19 protein-coding genes are annotated in these 22,670 nt (G+C 66.2%); 14 read left to right on the forward strand and 5 right to left on the reverse strand.

Annotated elements, in window-relative coordinates; genetic code table 11:
* Positions 1-39: 39 nt before the first annotated feature.
* On the reverse strand, positions 40-672 hold the full coding sequence (locus tag K8U54_RS19380) for a biliverdin-producing heme oxygenase (RefSeq protein WP_249907342.1): 633 nt from the start codon (positions 670-672) through the stop codon (positions 40-42).
* Entirely contained in the window at positions 659-3,412 is a 2,754-nt protein-coding gene (locus tag K8U54_RS19385) for an ATP-binding protein (RefSeq protein WP_249907343.1), read from the reverse strand. The genes K8U54_RS19380 and K8U54_RS19385 overlap by 14 nt, the downstream gene beginning before the upstream one ends.
* Positions 3,413-3,546: 134 nt before the next feature.
* Between K8U54_RS19385 and K8U54_RS19390 the strand changes: the two genes are divergently transcribed.
* The 14 genes from K8U54_RS19390 (at position 3,547) to K8U54_RS19455 (ending at position 20,838) form a co-directional block, all read left to right on the forward strand.
* On the forward strand, positions 3,547-4,254 hold the full coding sequence (locus tag K8U54_RS19390) for a response regulator transcription factor (protein ID WP_249907344.1): 708 nt from the start codon (positions 3,547-3,549) through the stop codon (positions 4,252-4,254).
* Position 4,255: 1 nt separating this feature from the next.
* On the forward strand, positions 4,256-5,611 hold the full coding sequence (locus K8U54_RS19395; protein ID WP_249907345.1) for a sensor histidine kinase: 1,356 nt from the start codon (positions 4,256-4,258) through the stop codon (positions 5,609-5,611).
* 152 nt (positions 5,612-5,763) lie between these two features.
* Positions 5,764-8,049 carry a TonB-dependent siderophore receptor gene (locus tag K8U54_RS19400; RefSeq protein ID WP_249907346.1) on the forward strand — a complete coding sequence of 762 codons (2,286 nt, stop codon included), beginning with the start codon at positions 5,764-5,766 and terminating at the stop codon, positions 8,047-8,049.
* A 67-nt stretch (positions 8,050-8,116) separates the two neighbouring features.
* Complete coding sequence (locus K8U54_RS19405; protein ID WP_249907347.1) at positions 8,117-9,622, forward strand: class I SAM-dependent methyltransferase; 1,506 nt, start codon at positions 8,117-8,119, stop codon at positions 9,620-9,622.
* Positions 9,619-10,572: an alpha/beta hydrolase gene (locus K8U54_RS19410; protein WP_249907348.1), complete on the forward strand. Its 954-nt coding sequence runs from the start codon at positions 9,619-9,621 to the stop codon at positions 10,570-10,572. The genes K8U54_RS19405 and K8U54_RS19410 overlap by 4 nt, the downstream gene beginning before the upstream one ends.
* A 121-nt stretch (positions 10,573-10,693) precedes the next feature.
* The gene (locus K8U54_RS19415; RefSeq protein WP_249907349.1) at positions 10,694-11,617 is read left to right on the forward strand and encodes an ABC transporter substrate-binding protein; all 924 of its coding nucleotides are present in this window, start codon (positions 10,694-10,696) and stop codon (positions 11,615-11,617) included.
* Complete coding sequence (locus tag K8U54_RS19420; RefSeq protein ID WP_249907350.1) at positions 11,614-12,627, forward strand: FecCD family ABC transporter permease; 1,014 nt, start codon at positions 11,614-11,616, stop codon at positions 12,625-12,627. Before K8U54_RS19415 ends, K8U54_RS19420 begins: the two co-directional genes overlap by 4 nt.
* On the forward strand, positions 12,624-13,682 hold the full coding sequence (locus tag K8U54_RS19425) for a FecCD family ABC transporter permease (RefSeq protein ID WP_249907351.1): 1,059 nt from the start codon (positions 12,624-12,626) through the stop codon (positions 13,680-13,682). The genes K8U54_RS19420 and K8U54_RS19425 overlap by 4 nt, the downstream gene beginning before the upstream one ends.
* 40 nt (positions 13,683-13,722) lie before the next feature.
* Positions 13,723-14,541, forward strand: coding sequence for an ABC transporter ATP-binding protein (locus K8U54_RS19430; protein WP_249907352.1), 819 nt, complete (start codon positions 13,723-13,725; stop codon positions 14,539-14,541).
* A gap of 195 nt (positions 14,542-14,736) precedes the next feature.
* On the forward strand, positions 14,737-15,642 hold the full coding sequence (cysM, locus tag K8U54_RS19435; RefSeq protein WP_249910478.1) for a cysteine synthase CysM: 906 nt from the start codon (positions 14,737-14,739) through the stop codon (positions 15,640-15,642).
* On the forward strand, positions 15,642-16,991 hold the full coding sequence (gene rlmD / locus K8U54_RS19440; protein ID WP_249907353.1) for a 23S rRNA (uracil(1939)-C(5))-methyltransferase RlmD: 1,350 nt from the start codon (positions 15,642-15,644) through the stop codon (positions 16,989-16,991). Before cysM ends, rlmD begins: the two co-directional genes overlap by 1 nt.
* A 113-nt stretch (positions 16,992-17,104) precedes the next feature.
* Positions 17,105-19,351 (forward strand): GTP diphosphokinase, encoded by a 2,247-nt coding sequence (relA, locus tag K8U54_RS19445; protein ID WP_249907354.1) that lies wholly within the window; start codon positions 17,105-17,107, stop codon positions 19,349-19,351.
* Between the two features lie 55 nt (positions 19,352-19,406).
* Positions 19,407-20,234 carry a nucleoside triphosphate pyrophosphohydrolase gene (gene mazG / locus K8U54_RS19450; RefSeq protein ID WP_249907355.1) on the forward strand — a complete coding sequence of 276 codons (828 nt, stop codon included), beginning with the start codon at positions 19,407-19,409 and terminating at the stop codon, positions 20,232-20,234.
* A 64-nt stretch (positions 20,235-20,298) separates the two neighbouring features.
* The gene (locus tag K8U54_RS19455) at positions 20,299-20,838 is read left to right on the forward strand and encodes a DUF2058 domain-containing protein (protein WP_249907356.1); all 540 of its coding nucleotides are present in this window, start codon (positions 20,299-20,301) and stop codon (positions 20,836-20,838) included.
* A gap of 54 nt (positions 20,839-20,892) precedes the next feature.
* Here K8U54_RS19455 and K8U54_RS19460 read toward each other — a convergent pair whose 3' ends face one another.
* The 3 genes from K8U54_RS19460 to purN all read right to left on the reverse strand — a co-directional run bounded on the left by K8U54_RS19460 (position 20,893) and on the right by purN (position 22,667).
* A complete protein-coding gene (locus K8U54_RS19460) occupies positions 20,893-21,081 on the reverse strand; it encodes a hypothetical protein (protein WP_249907357.1) in 189 nt (62 codons plus the stop codon).
* Between the two features lie 210 nt (positions 21,082-21,291).
* The gene (locus K8U54_RS19465; protein ID WP_249907358.1) at positions 21,292-22,008 is read right to left on the reverse strand and encodes a DUF3108 domain-containing protein; all 717 of its coding nucleotides are present in this window, start codon (positions 22,006-22,008) and stop codon (positions 21,292-21,294) included.
* Positions 21,993-22,667 carry a phosphoribosylglycinamide formyltransferase gene (gene purN, locus K8U54_RS19470; protein ID WP_249907359.1) on the reverse strand — a complete coding sequence of 225 codons (675 nt, stop codon included), beginning with the start codon at positions 22,665-22,667 and terminating at the stop codon, positions 21,993-21,995. Before purN ends, K8U54_RS19465 begins: the two co-directional genes overlap by 16 nt.
* Between the last annotated feature and the right edge of the window lie 3 nt (positions 22,668-22,670).

The raw sequence follows: 22,670 nt of genomic DNA on the forward strand, positions 1-22,670 counted from the left end.
CGGCGACGCCCGGGGTCAGCCCGACGTCGCAGTGAAGCATCAGGCAGCGGGAAAGATGTCCCGCAAGGCGGCGCGATAGAGATCGAATGCCGCCACGGCGCCGCCGACGGCTTCTTCACGCTGGTTTTCGCTCAGCGCCAGGCCGTCGAGCAGGGCGACGAACTGGCGCCAGTGCAGGCCGCGGCCATCCGGGTGGGCGGCCAGGTGGCGGGCACCCTTTTCAGCGCTGAGGCCGATCTGCTGGCCTTGTTTGAACAGAAAGGCGGCGCCCAGGTTGGACCCCTCGCAGCAGTACAGCCAGCCCAGAGCAGCGTGGGCGCTGGGCGGCGCCACAGCGGCGGGCGTGGGCGGGTGGGGCAGGCCCAGGTCGCTAAGATCGGCACGCACCGCTTCGAAGCGGGGCAGTTCGCGCAAGCCCGGCAGCAGGCGATTGAGCTCGATATCGTCGTACAGCCCACCGAGGGCGCCATGGAAGCGGTGCTGCAGGCGCAGGAAGCAGCCATAACGCGCGAGGCTCTCGAAGGGCCGCGACTGCATCACCAGCGTATCGACACTGTCGTGATCACGGCGGGTGCCGGCTTTCAGGCGCTTGCTCAGCGGCAGTTGCTCAGGCGCCGTCGCCAGCACGGTTGCCGCGCGCGCTAGCGATGCCTCGCCCTCAGACGGCTGCATCGTGGGCCTCCTCTTGCAGGCGCGCGATCGCCTGCTCCAGTTCGTCCAGGCCGCTGCTGCGGATCGGCTGGTCCTGCTTGAGCTGGGTTTCGCTGTACTGGCAGGCGGCGCGCAGCTGCGGCACGCCGCAGTAGCGGGTGGCGCCGTGCAGGCGGTGGATGCGTTCGATCAGGGCATTGCGATCGCCGTCGGCGCGCGCCTGGCGGATGGCCTGCAGGTCGCCCGGCAGGCCGGCCAGCAGCATGTTGAGCATATCGGCTGCCAGATCGGCCTTGCCGGCGGCCAGGCGCAGGCCCTCTTCCTGGTCGAGCACGGCGGTGGCAGGCGCAGCGGCGGCATCGGGCTGCGGCTCCTGCGGGTTGCCCGCCAGGGTCAGGCCGGTCCACTTGAGCACCACCTGGGCCAGCTGGCGCTCGCTGATCGGCTTGGTCAGGTAGTCGTCCATGCCACTCTGCAGCAGCGTGCGCTTCTCGTTGGCCAGGGCGTGGGCGGTGAGGGCGACGATGGGCATCGGCGTACGGGCGTTGTCGTGTTCCCACTGGCGGATCGCCTCGGTGGTCTGGCGACCATCCATGCCGGGCATCTGCACGTCCATGAATACCAGGTCGAAGTCCTGCTCCTGGGTGATCACCAGGGCATCGAAGCCGCTGCTGGCGATCGTGACCTTGGCGCCCATGTCGTCGAGCAGGGTCTGCACCAGGAGCAGGTTGGCGGCGTTGTCGTCCACGCAGAGAATGGCTGGCGAACGGGTCAGATTGTGGCGCGCCGCCTGGCGGGCCTGTCGTGGCGCCACCAGCTCGACCAGCGCGCGTTGCAGGCGCCGGGTACAGGCCGGCTTGGCCTGCAGCTGGCTGTGCCAGTCCGGCACGTTGTCCTGATAGAGCGTCTGTTCGGTAGTGGGGCAGAGCACCACGCTCTTGCAGCCCTGCTGCTCGAGCGCCCAGACCTGCTTGTCCAGTGCGGCCGGCGACAGGTCGTCGCTGGTCACGCCCAGCACGGCGCAGCTGAAGGCTTGTGCGCTGCCGGCGGCGGCCGTGACCGCGTCGCACAGGCTGCCGAGATCGGCGAAGGCGCTGACCTGCAGGCCGCAATCCTCCAACTGGTGCTGAAGCGCCTGGCGGGCCAGTTCATGGGCTTCGAGGATCGCCACGCGGCGGCCGGCCAGGGCACGAGGCTGCTCGTCGGCCTCGCTGCGCGCCTTGGGCAGGTTGAGGCTGACCCAGAATTCGGAGCCTTCGCCCGGGGTGCTGTCGACACCGATTTCGCCGCCCATCTGCTCGATCAGGCGCTTGGAGATCACCAGGCCCAGGCCGGTGCCGCCGGCCTGGCGTGACATCGAGTTGTCGGCCTGGCTGAAGGCCTGGAACAGCGCGCGCAGGTCTTCTTCGCCCAGGCCGATGCCGGTGTCGCGCACGCTGATGCGCAACTGCGCACGGTCGGCGGTCTCTTCCTCGACCATGGCGCGGATGACGATGCTGCCTTCACGGGTGAACTTGATGGCGTTGCTGACCAGGTTGGTCAGCACCTGCTTGAGGCGCAGCGGGTCACCCGAGAGCCACACCGGGGTGTCGCGATAGACCAGCGAGAGCAGTTCGAGCTTCTTCTCGTGGGCGGTCGGCGCGAGGATGGTCAGAGTGTCCTGCAGCAGGTCGCGCAGGTTGAAGGGGATGTTCTCCAGTACCAGCTTGCCGGCTTCGATCTTCGAGAAGTCGAGCACCTCGTTGATGATGCTCAGCAGGCTGTCGGCGGATTTCTCGATGGTGCTCAGGTAATCCTGCTGGCGCGGGCTGAGTTCGCTTTTCTGCAGCAGGTTGGTGAAGCCGAGGATGCCGTTGAGAGGCGTGCGGATCTCGTGGCTCATGTTGGCCAGGAACTCGGATTTGATGCGGCTCGCTTCCAGGGCTTCCTTGCGGGCGAAATCCAGTTCGATGTTCTGGATCTCGATGTTTTCCATGTTCTGGCGCAGATCTTCGGTGACCTGGTCGATGCTGTGCTGCATTTCCTCCTGGGCGGCCTGCAGGGACTCGGCCATGCGGTTGATCCCCGAGGCCAGCTCGTCCAGTTCGTGGCTGCCCAACGGCGGCAGACGGGTTTCCAGGTGGCCGTCCTTGAGCAGGGCGACGCCATGCTTGATGCGCAGCAGGGGGTCGTTGATGCTGCGGCTCATGCGCAGCGCCAGCAGGCCGGTGATGATCAGCCCGGTAACCACCAGCAAGAGGCTGGTGAGCAGGCTGCGGTAGCCGCTGAGCAGGGTGTTGTGGTGCGACAGTTCCAGCTCCACCCAGCCGATCGGTTCGGCCTCGGCGCTGGCACGTTCCTCGCCGCTGAGGGTCAGGTGCTGGGCCATCACCGGCAGCAGGAAGCGGGTGGCGTCCTGGCTGCTCTGTTCGGCGATGTCCACGGTGCTGCTGTCGATCACCGGGCGGCTGTTGAGCATGCTCGGGCCGGCGTGGGCCAGACGCTCGCTTTGCGTGGTCAGGAAGGTCACCGCACGCACGTCCGGCTGCTCCAGGGCTTCGGTGGCGATGCGCTGCAGCAGCGGCTGGTCGCCGTGCAGCAGGGCGGGGGCAGCCAGGGGCGCCAGTTGTTCGGCGATCATGTGGCCGCGCTGCAGCAGTTGCGCCTGCAGGCCGGAAAGCTGCATCCAGATGAAATAGCCGCCCAGTACCAATGCCAGCAGGCTGGTGGGCAGCAGGGTAAGCATCAGTACCCGACCCTTGATGCCGATATCCTTGAACACGCAATGCCCCCTTTCGACGATGCCGGCCAGTGTAGCGATTCCGGCCGGGTGACGCTTGCCCGTCGTAAGGCGGGTTACGGGGCCCCATGCAATAGGTAGAATCGCTCGCATTCGCTTTTCAGAGCCACATTGCCATGACGTCCTCAACTATCCCCGCCACCCGAATTCTCGCGGTCGAAGACGACCCGGCCCTGGCCTCCCACCTGCAGGCCCACCTGCAGGGCAGCGGCTTCGAGGTGACCCTCAGCCACGACGGCAGCGAAGGCCTGCGTCTGGCCCAGGAGCAGCACTTCGATCTGATCCTCATGGACATCCTGCTGCCTGGCAGCAATGGCCTGGACGTGCTGCAGCGCCTGCGCGAACAGCGCCATGTGCCGGTCATCCTGATGTCCGCCCTGGGCGCCGAGCAGGATCGCATCGCCGGTTTCAGCAAGGGCGCCGACGACTACCTGCCCAAGCCGTTCAGCCTGGGCGAGCTCAGCGTGCGTATCGAGGCCATCCTGCGCCGGGTCGCCTACGAGCGCCGTGGCCAGCCGCCGCTGCAGGCTGATGCGCTGACCTTTCATGAAGATCGCTGCGACGTCTGCCATGAAGGGCAGTGGGCCATGCTCACCTCTACCGAGTACCGCCTGCTGGAAACCTTTTCCCGGCACGCTGAGGAAGTGCTCAGCAAGGCCTTCCTTTATCAGCACGTGCTGCATCGCGGTTATTCCCAGCACGACCGCAGCCTGGATATGCACGTCAGCAACGTGCGCCGCAAGCTCAAGGGCATCGCCTACAACGGCAAGCGCCTGGAGTCGGTGTGGGGCAAGGGTTACGTGCTGACGGCCCGGGAAGCCTGAGGTGCCGGGGTGGCATTCGCTGTTCTGGAAGCTGATCGTCGGCCTGGCGCTGTTCTGCCTGCTGACCGTCAGCATGCACCTGGATCTGGAACGACGGGTGTACGACTCGATGTCTACGCTGTCCCCGCGCAGCCAGCAGGAGCTGAGCGTCATCGCCGGCGAGGCGGAAGCGGCCTGGCGTGAGCGCGGTCGCGATGGCCTGGACGAGTTTCTGCACGACTTCTACCAGCGTGAGCAGGTCTGGGTCGTGGTGGTGGACCAGCATCAGCGGTCGTTGTCTTCCTGCCCGCTGAGTGACGAGGAGGCGCTGCGCCTGAGCTTCGTGCGCCGGCTCGATCAGAAGGTCGGCCGTCCCGGTGGGCAGCCGGTGTTCTACATCCCGTTCAGCGACGGGCAGGCACGCCTGGTGCTGGAGTTGCCGCCGCGCCTGGATCCGCGCAACGCCCGGCCGATATGGGATTTCCTGCTGCACAGCGTCTTGCCCGCCTGCCTGGCCATCCTCCTGGGCACCCTGTTGTATCGCTGGCTTATCGCGCCTCTGGTGATCCTGCGCCGCCAGGCCAACAGCCTCAGCGCGGGGGACCTGAGTGCCCGGGTCGGCCCGCCGGTGGCGGCCCGCAAGGACGAACTGGGCGAGCTGGGCCGCGCCTTCGACCATATGGCCGAGCGCCTGCAGGGCACCGTGGTGTATCAGCGGCGCCTGCTGCGCGACCTGTCCCACGAGCTGCGCACGCCGCTGAGCCGCCTGCGCGTGGCCAGTGACGGCGAGAGCGACCCGCAGGTGCTGCGCCAGCGCCTCGACCGGGAAATCACCATCATGCAGACCCTGGTGGAGAACTCCCTGGAGCTGGCCTGGCTGGATTCCGAGCGCCCGCAGTTCGCTCGCGAGCCGATCCGGGTGCTGCAGCTCTGGGACATGCTGGTCGAGGATGCCTGTTTCGAGGCCGCCTGGCCCAGCGAGCGTCTGCTGTTCGAGGTCGATGAAGACTGCACGGTGTACGCCAACCTGACCAGCCTGGCCCAGGCCCTGGAAAACCTGCTGCGCAACGCCATTCGCCACTCACCGGCCACGGGGCAGGTGCGCCTGACGGGCGTGCGGGAAGACGATTGCTGGCACCTGTGCCTGATCGACGAGGGCCCCGGTATCGAGGCGCGCTACCTGGAAACCATTTTCGAGCCCTTCGCCCGGCTCGACAGCGCGCGCCCGGGCGACGGCGGCTTCGGCCTTGGCCTGAGCATCGCCCGCAGCGCCATCGCCCTGCAGGGTGGTCGGCTGTGGGCCCAGAGTCCGCCCGGCAGCGGGCTGCAGATGCACCTGCTGCTACCGGCGGCCGAGGTGCAGGTGCAAAGTGTATAGTCTGTAAATGACGTTTACTCTCATATGATATTAACTATCATTTGCGTCGTTATCACGGCGGAAAGGCTCTAGGGCGAGCCTTCAGGAGATCCACTGACCGCCGTTTTCGCCCGTCTGGGCCTGACAATCATGCGGTATGGGGGATGATGTCGATGAATCCGAAGTACAAACCGAGTCTGCTGGCCACGGCCATCATGATGGCGTTCAGTGTGCCGACAGTGGCGACTGCACAAACTAGCGAAATCACCCTCGATGAGGCGGCGGCCAGCGCAGACCGGCAAGCGGAACAGGGCGGCCAGGCGCTGGAAATCGGAGAGACGCGGATCATCGGTACCGCCGAGCAGGAGCTCAAGCAGGCCTCCGGTGTGTCGATCATTACGGCTGACGACATCCAGCGACATCCGCCGGCCAACGATCTGTCCGAAATCATCCGTCGCATGCCGGGCGTCAACCTGACCGGCAACAGCGCCAGTGGCCAGTTTGGCAACAGCCGGCAGATCGACCTGCGCGGCATGGGCCCGGAAAACACCCTGATTCTTATCGACGGTCGCCCCGTCGCTTCGCGCAACGCTGTGCGTATGGGCCGCTCCGGTGAGCGTAACGGTCGCGGCGACAGCAACTGGGTGCCGGCCGAGGCGGTCGAGCGCATCGAAGTGCTGCGCGGCCCGGCGGCTGCCCGTTATGGTTCGGGCGCAGCGGGCGGCGTGGTGAACATCATCACCAAGGCGCCTGGCAAGACGGTTTCCGGGTCGGTCACCGCGTACACCAGCGTGCCGGAAAACAGCGACGAGGGCTCGACCCGACGGCTGAGCTTCAACACGGCAGGGCCGCTGACCGACAACCTGTCGTTTCGCGTTTACGGCAACCTGAACAAGACCGAAGCCGACGATGCCGCGCTGAACGACGATTACGCCCTGGGCGCCAACCCCGCTCCAGCCGGGCGCGAAGGTGTTCGCAACAAGGATATCAACACCCTGCTGCGCTGGGACGTCACCCAGCAGCAGACCCTGGAGTTCGAGACCGGCTTCAGTCGCCAGGGCAACATCTACGCCGGTGAGCGCGCCCAGGATCACCCCACCACAGTGGGCAATACCAATAATTTGCTCGGCCGCGAAACCAACACCATGTACCGCCAGACCGCGGCGATCACCCATCGTGGTGACTGGGACATTGGCACCTCACAGGTTGGCATTTCCTACGAGAACACCCGCAACCGACGGATGGCCGAGGCGCTGGCTGGCGGGCCGGAAACCGGTATCAGCGGGCAGGATAAATCGACGTCTGAACTGGACAATTACCGTTTGCACGGTGAGCTCAACCTGCCATTGGCGCTGGGCTTTCATCAGACGCTGACCCTCGGCGGCGAGTACGTGCGTGAAGAGTTGGACGATCCGTATTCCAATGGCCAGGCCGCGTCGTTCGGCGGCATCACTCTGCCGGGTTTCACCGCGGGCACCCGCAGCGGCGAGTCGGACGCGGACAACTACGCGCTCTACATCGAAGACAACATCGAGCTGACCCCCGACTGGACGCTGACCCCTGGCCTGCGCTTCGACGACAACAGCATCTTTGGCAACAATTGGAGCCCGAGCCTCAACAGCGCCTACAAGCTAACCGACACCGTCACCCTCAAGGGCGGCGTCGCCAAGGCATTCAAGGCCCCCAACCTATATCAGTCCAACCCCAACTACATCTACTTCACCAAGGGCAATGGCTGCCCGGATGGTTCGGGCGGTGGCGGTGGCTGCTATATCCTGGGCAACCCTAACCTGGAGGCCGAGACCAGCATCAACAAAGAGCTGGGCATCGCCTTCGACGACGCCGGCTGGGTTGCGGGGCTGACCTACTTCCACAACGACTACAAGAACAAGGTCGTGGCCGGGATGGGCGACGGCTCCGATCCCATTCAAGTGGTTCCGGGCGCCACCAACTATGCGGAGGTCTACCAGTGGGTCAATGCGCCCAAGGCCATTGTCTCGGGTTGGGAGGGTAACCTGACAATTCCGCTGCTGGGCAATCAGGGTGAGATGCTGAGTTGGAGCAACAACTTCACCTACATGATCCAGAACAAGAACAAGAGTACCGGGGAGCCGCTGTCGGTAATTCCCAAGTACACCGTCAACTCGATGCTCGACTGGCGCGTGAGCGAAGCCCTCGATCTGTCACTGATCGTCACTCACTATGGCAAGCAGGAGCCGCGACGCCTGACCAGCCAGGGCAGCGCCGCCACGGGTGACGCGTTGCGCGAGCGAGACCCCTATACCCTGGTGGGCTTCGCCGCCAACTATGAGCTGAACGACAACTGGCGTTTCGGCGCAGGTGTCAACAATCTGTTCGACAAGCAGATTCGTCGTGAAAGCATCGCCGGTGGCGAAGGCGCCAACACCTACAACGAACCGGGCCGAGCATTCTACGTATCGGCAACCACGTCCTTCTGACAGGTGGTATCCAGGCCACCGCCTCTGATGGGGCGGTGGTTTTTTGCATTCAAACGGACTCACCTGTATGGCTGCCGACTACATCACCGACGTTGCCTATCCACATTTCTTCCAGCGCGAAACCACACCGATCTGGCTGAGCTTCGCTGCGCGTGCGCTGGGGCGACCCAGCCCCGATCTGCGCCAGCCGTTCGCCTCTTGCGAGTTAGGTTGTGGCCAAGGTTTCGCCACGGTACTGCAGGCCGTCGCCAATCCTCAGGGGCATTTCGTCGGCGTGGACTTCAATGCCGAACATATCACCCATGCCCGTGCGCTGGCACAGGCTGCCGGTGTGACCAACGTGGAATTCGTCGAGAACAGTTTCCAGGGCCTGCTCGAGCAAACCGAGACTGCCCCACGTTACGACTTCATCATCCTGCATGGCATCTACTCGTGGGTGTCGGCGGCGGATCAGCAGCGCCTGCGGCAGTTCGTCGAGCGTCAGCTCAAGCCCGGCGGAATTGTCTTCGTCGGCTACATGGCTCAACCAGGGCTAGATTTCTTCGCGGCGCCACGGCGTTTCGTCCAGCAGTACGCGCAGACCCTGTCAGGCAGCTCGGCACAACGCGTGGTCGAGTCGTTGCGCGCGTTGCAGCGCCTGGCGACGAGTGGGGCAGGGCTGTTCGCCCATGACCGACAGGTGGCGGCTTATGTCGAGCGCTGCCTGCAGGATGATCCGCACTACCTCGCCCACGAGCTGCTCAACGAGCACTGGCACACACTCCCGGTGGCCGAGGTGATGGCGGCGTTCCAGGCCTGCAGCACCGATTATCTGGGCAGCGCCAGCCTGATGGACAACATCGACGAGCTCTCGCTGCCGGCCAACGTGACCGAGCAACTGGCGGGCCTGCAGGGCACCGTGCTGAGGGAGACCTTCAAGGATCTTGCCCGCAACCAGACCCAGCGCCGGGATCTCTATCAGCGCGATACCGGGGCGCTGGACGAGTACGCCCACAAGGCCGCACTGTTCGACCAGGTGGTGGCTGCCTTGCCCGGTGCACCGACCCACGGCGGTGTGACGTTCGAGACCCGCATCGGCGCGGTCGAGGGGGCTGCGTCGCTGTTTTCGCCGATCCTGCAGGCACTGGCGCAGCGGCCGCAGAGTTTTCCCAGCCTGCTGCGATTGCCAGCACTGGCCGGGCAGGCTGGCAGCATCAGTCCGGCGCTTCAGGCGCTGGCGGCCGCGGGGCATGTGCACCCCCTGTTGCCTGGGCAGGTCGATGTGGCGGGTTGTCAGGCCTTCAACCGGGTGATCTGCGAGCGTGTGCTGGCTGGCGCTCGCTATTCCCACCTGGCAGCACCGAGCCTGGGCTCCGGGATCGCGGCGAGCTTTGTCGAGATGGCCGCCGCACGTGTGTTACTCGATCACCCCGCGCTGCGTGGTGCCCTATTGTGCCAGACCGCGGACGCCTTGCTGCGCAAGATCGGCTGGCAACCGCTGGCCAATCCAGATGACTCGTTGCAGGCTCAATTGAGCCGCTTCGAGCGCGATACACTGCCGGTCTGGCAGCAGCTCGGTGTGGTGGGCTCATGAACCGATGGTTGAGCATTCTTATCGTGCTGGCGACCTTCAGCGGGGCCGCCGTGGCCAAGCCTGATCTGTCCCAGCCGCTGGGCCCGACCCTGGCCGATCAGGGCTCGGCCCATTACCGCTTCACCCGACAGGAACTCGCCTCGGCCGACGGCCAGCGCCACTACCGCATCTGGACCGCCATTCCCGAGCAGGCCGCGCCCCCGGCGGGTTATCCGGTGCTGTACCTGCTCGATGGCAACGCCGCCCTGGGGGCCCTGCGGGAGGCGCAGCTGGCCGACCTGGCCAGGCGCGGCCCGCCGGTGCTGGTGTTCATCGGCTATGCCACCGACCTGCGCTTCGATGCGACGGCGCGTGCCTACGACTACACGCCGCCGCTGCCAGGCGGCGAGCCGGTGATTGACGATATCGCCCGGCAACGGCGCGGCGGCGGCGCGGATGAGTTTCTCGACCTGATCGAGCAGCGCATCAAACCCCTGGTGCAGGCGCAGGCGCCTATCGACCGGCAACGGCAGAGCCTCTGGGGGCATTCCTACGGCGGGCTGCTGACGCTGCATGCGCTGTTCACCCGGCCGGCGAGCTTCCACCGCTATATCGCCGCCGATCCGTCGTTGTGGTGGCAGGGCGGCTTCATTCTCCAGGAGGCCCGGGCCTTCGTCGCCCGCCCGCAGCCGTTCGACCTGACGCTGCTGACCGGTGGCGCGCAGCGCGAACGCCCGCCAGGCAAGAACGACGATCCGCAGGTGCGTGCCCGGCGTGACGCCGTCGCCGCGCTACCGGCCAATGCAGCCGAACAGCTTGCCGAGCAGTTGGCGGCGGTTGACCATGGCCCGGTTCGCTACAAGCGCTACCCCGACCTCGGCCACGGGCCCATGCTGCCGGCCTCCCTTGGTCCGGCGCTGCGCCTGAGCGCCGGGGATGACGGGGGCATTGCCCAGTGGGGGGCGCAATGAGTCGCCCGGATTTACATATGTAAATGAAAATCCTGCGCATTTGTGATGCAGTATTGCCGCTGCCGCGTTACAGCCCTACGACGCGGCGGCACGATTTTACCGTTGAAGAAAGGATATGTTGATGATCGCTCGCCTATCTCGCTGCTCCCGCCTGCTGGCGCTGTCCGGCCTGTTCGCACTGTTGCCGCTGGGAGGTGCACTGGCCGAGCCGCGCAGCCTGGATACCGCCTATGGTGAGGTCAGGCTGGAGGGCGCTCCGCAGCGCGTGGTGACCCTGAGCGAGAACGCCCTGGATGTGGCCCTGGCCGTCGGCGTCAAGCCGCTGGGCAGCGTCGCCACCCGCGGCGGCAGCGACGTATCGGGCTACCTGAAGGACAAGGCGGGCGATATCAGGATCGTCGGCACCGCGCGGGAAACCAACCTGGAGTCGGTGTTCGCCCTGCAGCCAGATCTGATCCTGGCCGGGCCGGAGCTGACCCGGGATCAGTACCAGAAACTCAGCCTGATCGCGCCGACCCTGGTACCCAAGGGCAATTCCTTCGCCGACTGGCGCAACAACGTCGCGTTCTATGGCCAGGCGCTCGGCAAGCAGCAGCAAGCCGAGGCTGCCGTCGCGGCGGTCGACGCACGTATCGAAAACCTCAAGGGCAGGATCGAGCCGGGCCAGGTCGCTTCCGTGGTGCGCTGGAGCCCGCAGGGCCCGGGCGTGATGTCGCAGCATTTGTTCGTGGGCCAGTTGCTGGGCCAACTGGGCTTCAAGGGCACGGCGATGGCCGCCGAGCTGACCCAGAAACCCCATAGCGATGCCCTGAGCCTGGAGAACCTGTCGCGCATCGACGGCGATTGGCTGTTCCTCGCCACCCTCAATGCCGGTGGCGCCAAGGCCCTGGAACAGGCGCGCCAGCAGCCGGCGTTCGCGCGCCTCAAAGCGGTCAGCAGCGGCCATGTGCAGAGCGTCGACGGGCAGATCTGGAGCAGCGGCGCCGGCCCGCTGGCGGCCAAGGTGATTCTCGATGACGTGGAGAAGGCCGTCACCTCGCAATGAGCAGCGCGGCAAAACCCGCTCGCCTGACGCTGGCCGCTGCGCTGGCCTGGGTAAGCGCGGCGCTGGCATTGCTGTGCATCGCCAGCCTGCTGATCGGCGCGGGGGAGGTGGGCATCCTGCGTAGCCTGTCGGCGCTGAGTGGCGGCGTGGATGACGAGGCACGCTTCGTGCTCCTCGAGCTGCGCCTGCCGCGTACCCTGCTGGGTGTGCTGGTCGGCGTGGCGCTGGGCGCCGCGGGCGTGGTGCTGCAAGCGGCCACCCGCAACCCCCTGGCCGAGCCCGGCCTGCTTGGCGTCAGCGCAGGAGCCTCGTTCGCCGTGGTGCTGGCGATCAGCCTGGGCGCCAGCGCGGCGACCCTGAACCTGGGCGTGGCCATCGGCGGCGCCCTGGTTGGGTGCCTGCTGGTATTGCTGGTCACCCAGGTACGCGGCGTCGGTGATGACCCGGTGCGCCTGGTGCTGGCCGGTGCCGCCTTCTCGGGCATCCTCACCGCGATCAGCACACTGATTCTGCTGCACGACCAGCGTAGTTCCGACGAGATCCGCTTCTGGATCATCGGCGCCCTGGCCGGTCGCCCCCAGGACGTGCTGACCTGGAGCGCGCCCGGCCTGCTGCTCGGCTTGCTGCTGCTGGCGCCGCTGATTCGTCCGCTGGCGGCCCTGGCGTTGGGCGAGAAGATGGCCACCGGGCTCGGCCATCACCCCGGTCTGACCCGTCTGGGCGCCTTGCTCGGCGTCGCCGTGCTGGTCGGCACCGCCACGGCAGCGGCCGGGCCCATGGCCTTCGTCGGCCTGGTGGTGCCCTTCGTGGCGCGCCGCCTGGTGGGGCCGGACATCCGTCGCACCATTGGCCTGTCACTGTTGCTCGGGCCGATCATCGTGCTGTTCGCCGATATCCTCTCGCGTCTGTTGGTCAGCCCCTACGAGCTGCCGATCGGCGTGGTCACCGCGTTGATCGGCGCGCCCGTGCTGATCGCGGTGGTACGCAGCCACAGGTTGCCGACCCTATGAAGGCAACGACCTCACCCAAGGCGCCCACGGGTTACTGGTTGCTGGTGGTCGGCTCGCTGCGCCTGCTGTTCAACCGCCGTGGCGTGTATGCCGCGCTGGGCCTTTCCCTGGCCATCGTGATCATCACCGGCGTCAGCCTGGCATCCGGTGCCGCCGGCCTGTCGCCATGGACGGCGCTGGCCGCAGCCTTCGGCGAGGGCGAGCCGATGCACGTGTTTCTGGTGCAGGAGCTGCGCCTGCAGCGCCTCGTCGCCGGCCTGTTCACCGGTGCAGCGTTCGGCATTGGCGGTTGCCTGTTGCAGACCCTGGCGCGCAATCGCCTGGCCACACCCGGAGTGATCGGCATCGACGATGGCGCCACGGCCTTTGCGGTGGCGTCCATCGTCGCCGTGCCGACCACCCTGGCGCCGTCCGCCCTGGCGCTTACTGGCGCCACCACGGCCGCGGTGCTGGCCTTCGGGCTGAGTGCCGGCGCCGGGGCGCGGGGGTATCGCTTCATCGTGGTGGGCATCGCCGTGGGCGCGGTGTTCGGCGCGCTGACCAACCTGATGCTGGCACGTGCCGACATCGACGCCGCCAACGTCGCCTATCCCTGGACGGTCGGCAGCCTCAACGCGCGCCCCACCCAGGCGGTGTGGCTGCTGGGTGTCGGCCTGCTGCTGTGCCTGCCGCTGGTCAAGTACCTGGCCCAGCGCCTGGAGCTGATGCGCTTTGCCGACAGCGTGGCGGTGGGCCTGGGCGTGCGCCTCAAGGCCATGCGCCTGCTGACCCTGGTCACCACGGTGCTGCTCACCGCCCTGGCGGTGGCCGTGGCCGGCCCGGTGGGGCTGGTGGCGCTCGCCGCGCCGGAGATGGCCCGCTACCTGAGTGGCCACCGTGGTGTGCCGGTATGCTGTGCGGCCCTTGCGGGGGCACTGCTGATGACCGTCGCCGATTGGGTCGGGCGCACCTGGCTGGCACCCATCGAGATTCCCGTGGGGGTGATCACCGCCGTGGTCGGTGGGCCCTACCTGCTGTGGATCCTGTTGCGCCAGCCGTCGCGCAAACTGACATGAAAGGCCGCCCCGGGCGGGCGGCTGCTGTGGAGCTGAACCCATGACCACCTCCAACCTGTTCGCCACCAAGCCCGCGGTCGAGGTCACCCTGCAGGCCGAGCGCCTGAGCCTGGGTTACCCCCAGGCGGCGATCATCGACGACTTGTCCCTGCGCATTCCGCCCGGGCAGGTCACGGCCATCGTCGGCCCCAACGGCTGCGGCAAGTCCACCCTGCTGGCGGGGCTGTCGCGCCTGCACAAGCCCACGGCCGGCGCGGTGCTGCTCAACGGCAAGGTTATCGGCAGCCTGCCGTCCAGACAGGTCGCCCGGCAACTGGCGCTGCTGCCCCAGGACGCCACGGCGCCGGACGGCCTGACCGTCTCCGAGCTGATCCGCTTCGGCCGCCAGCCGCACCAGAGCCTGCTGCGCCAGTGGTCCGCCGAGGACCAGGCGATCGTCGACGAAGCGCTGCGCGTCGCCGACCTGCAGGCACTCGCCGAGCGCCCCCTGGAGTCGATGTCCGGCGGGCAGCGCCAGCGTGCCTGGATCGCCATGGCGGTGGCCCAGCAGACGCCCTTGCTGCTGCTCGACGAGCCCACCTCGGCACTGGATCTCGGTCACCAGATCGAAGTCTTCGAGCTGATTCGCGACCTGGCCTCGGCCGGCAAGACCGTGGTCATGGTGGTGCATGACCTGTCCAGCGCCTGCCGCTACGCCGACCATCTGGTGGCAATGAAGGCCGGCCAGATCGTCGCCGAGGGTGCGCCGAGCGCCATCGTCACGCCTGAATTGGTCGCGCAGCTGTACGAGGTGCAGTGCACCCTGATGCACGACCCGGTCAGCGGTACGCCGATCATCGCCGGCATCACCCGGCGTTAGATGAATCGGTTATCAGCTTAGACTCGCTGGTTCGCACGCTCGCGGTCGGCACCTGGGAATGCCGGTATTCGCGGGCTCTGGCCGCTCAGGCGGTTACCGCGGGAGCCGATCGAGGCCTGCAGTGGGGAGTAGGGGTTGCAACGATTTGCCGGTATCATGGCCGCCCCCTGCAGCCGTCTGGACCTGATCGACGCCATGACCCAGCAATACCCCACGATCGCCGAATGCGTCGGCAACACCCCGCTGGTTCGCCTGCAACGCCTGCCCGGCGCCACCAGCAATACCCTGCTGGTCAAGCTCGAAGGCAACAACCCGGCCGGCTCGGTCAAGGACCGCCCGGCGCTGTCGATGATCGCCCGTGCCGAGCTGCGCGGTGATATCCAGCCCGGCGATACGCTGATCGAGGCCACCTCGGGCAATACCGGCATCGCCCTGGCCATGGCCGCGGCGATCAAGGGTTACCGGATGATCCTGATCATGCCGGACAATTCCAGCGCCGAGCGCAAGGCGGCGATGACCGCCTACGGCGCCGAGCTGATCCTGGTCAGCAAGGAAGAGGGCATGGAGGGCGCCCGTGACCTGGCGCTGGCCATGCAGGCCGAGGGCCGCGGCAAGGTGCTCGACCAGTTCGCCAACGGCGACAACCCGGTCGCCCACTACACCAGCACCGGCCCGGAAATCTGGCGCCAGACCGGCGGGCAGATCACCCATTTCATCAGCTCCATGGGCACCACCGGCACCATCATGGGCGTGTCGCGCTACCTCAAGGAGCAGAACCCGGCCGTGCAGATCGTCGGCCTGCAGCCGATGGAAGGTTCGGCGATCCCGGGCATCCGCCGCTGGCCGGAAGAGTACCTGCCGAAGATCTTCGAATCCGAGCGCGTCGACCGTATCGTCGACATGGCCCAGGCCGAGGCCGAGGACGTGATGCGCCGCATGGCGCGCGAAGAGGGCATCTTCTGTGGCGTGTCGTCCGGCGGCGCGGTGGCGGCCATGTTGCGCCTGTCCCGGGAGCTGGAGAACGCCGTGCTGGTCGCCATCATCTGCGACCGCGGCGACCGCTACCTGTCCACCGGCGTATACGACGCCGTGGCGAACTGATGGCCCGCAAGAACGGCGGCCTGCGCTTTCAGCCCAGCGGCGGCACCCGTGCCGCCCAGGTGCCGGTGGGCAAGAAGCAGCGCCTGAAGATCGAGCGCCTGGCCAACGATGGCCGTGGCATCGCCTTTATCGACGGGCGCACCTGGTTCGTCAGTGGCGCGCTGCCGGGCGAAGAGGTTGAAGCGCGGGTACTGGATGCACGCAGCAAGGTCGTCGATGCGCGTACCGAACGGGTGTTCCAGGCCAGCCCCGGGCGGCGCGTCGAACCCTGTGTGCATGCGCGCATCTGCGGCGGTTGCAGCGTTCAGCATATCCCCCACGCCGAACAGCTGGCGCTCAAGCAGCGCCTGCTCGCCGAACAGCTCGACCGTCTCGGCGGCCTGCAGCCCGAGGCCTGGGCCGAACCGCTGAGCAGCCCGGAATTCGCCTACCGCCGCCGTGCGCGTATCGCGGTGCGCTGGGATGCCCGCAACAAGCGCCTGGATGTGGGCTTTCGCGCCGCGGCCAGCCAGGACATCGTCGCCATCAGTGAGTGCCCGGTGCTGGTCGAGCCACTGCAGCCGATCCTGCGTGCATTGCCGGCGCTGCTCGGTGGTTTGCAGGCGCCGCGTGCCATTGGTCATGTGGAACTGTTCCAGGGCACGGCCAGTGCCATTCTGGTGCGCCATACCGAGCCCCTGAGCGAAGTGGACAGGGCCCGCCTGCAGGCCTTCTGCTCGGTACACGAGGCCCAGCTGTGGCTGCAGGGCGAGGGGGCGCCGCAACCGGTGGATGCCGCCCAGTCGCTGGGCTATCGCCTGGAGGCGTGGAACCTGCAACTGGCCTATCGGCCGGGCGATTTCGTGCAGGTCAATGCGGCGGTGAATGCCGCCATGGTGGCCCAGGCCTTGCAGTGGCTGGCGCCGCGAGAAGACGAGCGGGTGCTGGATCTGTTCTGCGGGCTGGGCAACTTCGCCCTGCCGCTGGCCCAGCGCGCCCGTGAGGTGATTGCCGTGGAAGGCGTGCAGGCGATGGTCGAGCGGGCGGCGGACAATGCCCGCAGCAACGGCCTGGCCAATGCGCACTTTTACCAGGCCGACCTGTCCAACCCGCTGGCCGCGGCCGGCTGGGCGGCTGGCGGCTTCGACGCCATCGTGCTCGACCCGCCGCGCGATGGCGCGCTGCAGGTGGTCCGGCAGGTCGGCAGCCTGGGTGCCAAGCGGCTGGTTTACGTGTCCTGTAACCCGACGACGCTGGCACGCGACAGTGGCGAATTGTTGCAACAGGGTTATCGCTTGAAGAAAGCCGGTATTCTGGACATGTTTCCGCAAACCGCGCATGTCGAAGCGATGGCGCTGTTCGAGCTCTAAGCTGTCAGATAATGCAGTGGCGCACAGGAATTGCGCCGATTGGTCAAACCGACCGGCTCGCAGAAGCCCGGCGACATTCAACGGGGCGTGCCCCGTGATAGGGAAGGTATTAGATGGTTCAGGTTAGAGTGCACCAGCCCATCAACGACGATGGCAGTATCAATCTCGAGGCCTGGCTGGAGCACGTCACGAGTGTCGACCCGGCCCTCGACCGTGATGCGTTGCGCGCCGCCTGTGAATTCGCCCGGGCGGCCGAGCAACAGGCCAATGCGGCGCAGAACCTGTGGACCGAAGGCACCTCCAGTTTCAGTGCCGGTCTGGAAATCGCCGAAATTCTCGCCGACCTCAAGCTCGACCAGGATTCCCTGGTCGCCGCCGTCATCTACCGCGGCGTGCGTGAGGGCAAGATTCCCCTGGCTGACGTGCGTCAGCGTTTCGGCCCGGTGGTGGCCAAGCTGATCGAGGGCGTGCTGCGCATGGCGGCCATCAGCGCCAGCCTCAACCCGCGCGGCGAATCTACGGTGCTGGGCTCCCAGGCCCAGGTCGACAACCTGCGCAAGATGCTGGTGGCCATGGTCGACGACGTACGCGTCGCGCTGATCAAGCTGGCCGAGCGCACCTGCGCGATCCGCGCCGTCAAGGACACCGACGAGGAGCGCCGCCAGCGCGTGGCCCGCGAGGTCTTCGACATCTACGCGCCGCTGGCCCACCGCCTGGGCATCGGCCATATCAAGTGGGAGCTGGAAGACCTGTCCTTCCGCTACCTGGAGCCGGAGCAGTACAAGCAGATCGCCAACCTGCTGCACGAGCGCCGCCTGGATCGCGAGCATTACATCAACGAGGTGATGGAGCAGCTGCGCGAGGAGCTCGAGGCCACCGGCATCAAGGCCGATATCAGCGGCCGGGCGAAGCATATCTATTCGATCTGGCGCAAGATGCAGCGCAAGGGCCTGCAGTTCAGCCAGATCTACGACGTGCGCGCGGTGCGCGTGCTGGTGCCGGCGGTGCGCGACTGCTACACCGCCCTGGGCATCGTGCATACCCTGTGGCGGCACATTCCCAAGGAGTTCGACGACTACATCGCCAATCCCAAGGAGAATGGCTACCGCTCCCTGCATACGGCGGTGCTCGGCCCGGAAGGCAAGGTGCTGGAGGTGCAGATCCGCACCTCCAACATGCACGAGGAAGCCGAGCTGGGCGTCTGCGCCCACTGGCGCTACAAGGGCACCGACGTCAAGTCGGGCTCGAACCACTATGAAGAGAAGATTTCCTGGCTGCGCCAGGTGCTCGAATGGCACGAGGAGCTGGGCGACATCGGCGGCCTGGCCGAGCAGTTGCGCGTCGATATCGAGCCCGACCGGGTCTACGTGTTCACCCCGGACGGCCACGCCATCGACCTGCCCAAGGGCGCCACGCCCCTGGACTTCGCCTACCGCGTGCACACCGAAATCGGCCACAACTGCCGCGGCGCCAAGATCAACGGGCGCATCGTGCCGCTCAACTACAGCCTGCAGACCGGCGAGCAGGTGGAGATCATCACCAGCAAGCAGGGCACGCCGAGCCGTGACTGGCTGAACTCCAACCTCGGCTACGTCACCACCTCGCGGGCGCGGGCGAAGATCGTCCACTGGTTCAAGCTGCAGGACCGCGACCAGAACGTCGCCGCCGGCAAGACCATGCTCGAGCGCGAACTGGCCCGCGTCGCCCTGCCGCCGGTGGACTTCGAGAAGCTCGCCGAGAAAGCCAACCTGCGCACCGCCGAGGACCTGTTCGCCTCCCTGGGCGCCGGCGATTTGCGCCTGGCACAACTGGTCAACCTGGCCCAGCAACTGGTCGAGCCGGAGCGCGGCAACGAGCAGCTCGAGCTGATCCCGCGCAAGGCCCAGGGCTTCAAGCCGGGCAAACGCGGCGATATCCAGATCCAAGGCGTGGGCAACCTGATGACCCAGATGGCCGGCTGCTGCCAGCCGCTGCCGGGCGATCCCATCGTCGGCTACATCACCCTGGGCCGTGGCGTCAGCATTCACCGCCAGGACTGCGCGGCGGTGCTGCAACTCGGCAGCCGCGAGCCGGAGCGGATCATCCAGGTCAGCTGGGGCCCGGTGCCGGTGCAGACCTACCCGGTGGACATCATCATTCGCGCCTACGACCGTTCCGGCCTGCTGCGTGACGTGACTCAGACGCTGCTCAACGAGAAGCTCAACGTGCTGGCGGTCAATACCCGCTCCAACAAGGAAGACAACACGGCGTCGATGTCGCTGACCGTGGAAATTCCGGGGCTGGATGCGCTGGGCAGGTTGCTGGGTCGCCTGTCGCAATTGCCCAATATCATCGAGGCGCGTCGTCACCGAGCGCCCTGAGTCGTAAACGGGCACGAGGCGCCAAGCCTCGTGCCCGCATTCATTGGACACCTCTATGTATCAACTCACCGACCTGCTCAGCCTGATGGCCCGCCTGCGTGATCCGCAGCACGGCTGCCCGTGGGATCTGCAGCAGTCCTACGCCAGCATCGTGCCGCATACCCTGGAGGAAGCCTACGAGGTGGCCGATGCCATCGAGCGTGAGGCCTTCGACGAGCTGCCCGGCGAACTCGGCGACCTGCTGTTCCAGGTGGTTTATTACAGCCAGCTGGCGAAGGAGGAGGGGCGCTTCGATTTCGCCGCGGTGGTCGACGGCATCACCCGCAAGCTGGTGCGCCGCCATCCCCATGTGTTTCCCGATGGCGATCTGTATGGGCCGGTGGATCAGCCGCGGCTCAGCGAAACCGAGGTCAAGCAGCGCTGGGAGGCGATCAAGGCCGAGGAGCGCGCCGAGCGTGCAACGGCGCCGCAGCAGTTGTCATTGCTCGACGACGTACCGAACGTGCTGCCGGCCCTGAGCCGCGCCAAGAAGTTGCAGGGGCGCGCTGCCCGGGTCGGCTTCGACTGGCCGGATGCCTTGCCGGTGCTCGACAAGGTGCGCGAAGAACTGGACGAAGTGCTCGAGGCGATCAGCGAGAACGACCCCGAGGCCATCGCCGAGGAGATCGGCGATCTGCTGTTCAGCGCCACCAATCTGGCCCGGCACCTGAAGGTCGACCCGGAAGGGGCGCTGCGGGTGGCCAATGGCAAGTTCGAGCGGCGCTTCCGCTTTATCGAACAGGCATTGCGCGAAGCCGGGCGCCCCATCGAGAATTGCACCCTGGATGAGCTCGACGCCCTGTGGGGCGAGGCCAAGAAAAGCGAGCGGCAGTCAGGCTGTTGAGCTGACAGCCCCAAGTCAGATGGGCGTGTCCCATCCCGTTAAATTGTCCGCGTATAGGTAGGTTATGGCGATTTCACTACGTGACCAGTTGCTCAAAGCCGGGTTGGTCAACGAGAAACAGGTCAAGCAGGCCACCAAGCAACAACACAAACAGCAGCGCATGGTGAAGAAAGGCCAGGCCGAGGAAGACAAGAGCAGTCAGCTCGCGGCCCAGCAGGCCAAGGCCGAGAAGGCCGCGCGCGATCAGGAACTCAATCGTCAGCAGCAGGAAAAGGCCGAGCAGAAGGCCCGAGCGGCGCAGATCAAGCAGTTGATCGAGGCGTCGCGCCTGCCCAAGTTGACCACCGAGGATTACTACAACTTCGTCGATGACAAGAAGGTCAAGCGTCTGCCGGTCAACGCCCTGATGCGCGACAAGCTCAGCCGGGGTTCGCTGGCCATCGTGCGTCATGGCGGCGGCTACGAGGTGATTCCGCGCGAGGCGGCGCTGCGCATCCAGGAGCGTGACCCGCAGCGCGTGCTGCTGCTCAACACGCCGACCGAGGCACCGGACGAGGACGACCCCTATGCCGCCTATCAGGTGCCCGACGACCTGATGTGGTAAGCAGTCCGCCAAGAAAAAGCCCGCACGATGCGGGCTTTTTCTTGGGATTCCGAGCTACTGTGAATGGGCAGCCTCATGGTCGTGGGCTTCCAGTTCCGCCTGATACGCCACCGCTTCCTCTTCGGAGGGGAATATGCCGACCAGCTGATCGTTCTGATACACGTCCCAGACCCGCAGGCCCTCGGCCTGGGCTTCGTGGGACATATGGTGTTCGTCACGCTCGGTCACTACGAGTACGCTCATTTTATTTCTCCAGTATTGCCGGACAAATGCTGCGCAAGGCGGCTGCGCTCGTGCTTAGCCTGCTAAGCAACGACATATTTTGTGACTGTATTAATTGGTTACAAGTTCCCAGGCGCTTCGCTTGTCAGCGGTTTTGCTGGGCGCGGTGCTGAATCGCAGGCATAAAAAAACCGGGGCAGGCCCCGGTTTCTCTGGTGTGCGGCAGGCCGTTCAGTCGCGGCGACCTTCGACATTCTTGCCATCGACCGTGCCCGACTTGAGCATGATCTGGTATTCCTTGCCGTCCTTTTCCACCTGGTGCAGGCGCACCAGCAGGTAGTCCCAGTCCTTGGCGAACCAGAGAATGGTCTTGCGACTGCTTTGCGTGGGATCGCGTACCCGCTCGACCTTGATGGCGTCGATCAGGCCGGCAGCGGTGCGTACCACTTCCTCACCGAGCACGCGGAAGTCGTAGGTTTCGATCTCGTCACCATCGACCACCTGATAGCTCATGCTTTTCTCGCCGGCGGCCACGTCGTGCTGCAGGGCCAACTGATAGGTCGACTTGTCCTGCATGCCGCGGTTGAGCGGGAAGCGCACCGGATTGCCGCGGTCGCTGCCGATCACCTGTTTCTGCGACCAGTCGAAATCGAACTCGATGTCCTTGCTCTTGCCCAGGCCGCTGCGCTCGAACTTGTAGCTCTGCGGCAGGAAGGCATCGTTCTCGACCGTGAAGGTGCTTTGTTCGGTCAGGCCAGCGACCAGCATGGAGGCCTTGAACACCAGTTGCCAGCGCCCGTCTTCGAGCTTCTGCAGGCTGCGTTCGGCGGAGCCGCTGACCGGAACCTGCTTCCAGTCGGCGGTGTAGCTGGCGGAGAAGGGCTTCGGCTCTGCGGCGAGGGCAGGCAGGCTGAACAACGCCAGGGCAAGCATTAGGGCGCGGCGCATGGAGTCTCCTTGCTGTTGATGGGGTAACCGGTGGCCGGCAGTGCAACACCGTCAAGCTGGGGGCCGGCGTCCGTGAGGTACAAACGTTGCTCGGCAAACCAGCGTACGGCCAGCGGATAGATCCGGTGCTCCTGGGCGTGAACCCGTTGCGCCAGGCTGGCGGCCGTGTCCTGCGACTGTACCGGGATTACTGCCTGTACGACCAGAGGGCCACCATCGAGTTCCTCGGTCACGAAGTGCACGCTGCAGCCGTGCTCGGTGTCACCGGCCTCCAGGGCGCGCTGGTGGGTATGCAGGCCCTTGTGGCGCGGTAGCAGCGAGGGATGGATGTTCAGCAGGCGACCGTGGTAATGGCGCACGAAGGCCGGGGTGAGAATGCGCATGAAGCCGGCGAGCACCACCAACTGCGGGTCGAAGCCGTCGATGGTCTGCATCAGCGCGCTATCGAAGGCGTCGCGGCCCTGATAGTCGCCGTGTTCGAGCACGCGGGTGGCGATGCCGGCAGCCTGGGCACGTTGCAGGCCGTAGGCATCGCTGCGGTTGGCGATCACCGCGGCGATGCGCACCGGGCTGTCGCCATCGGCGGTGCTGTCGATCAGCGCCTGAAGGTTGCTGCCGGTGCCCGACAGCAGCACCACTACATTGCAGAGTTGCGGCATTAG

It is taken from the genome of Pseudomonas fulva, assembly GCF_023517795.1.
GTDB classification, from domain to species: domain Bacteria; phylum Pseudomonadota; class Gammaproteobacteria; order Pseudomonadales; family Pseudomonadaceae; genus Aquipseudomonas; species Aquipseudomonas fulva_D.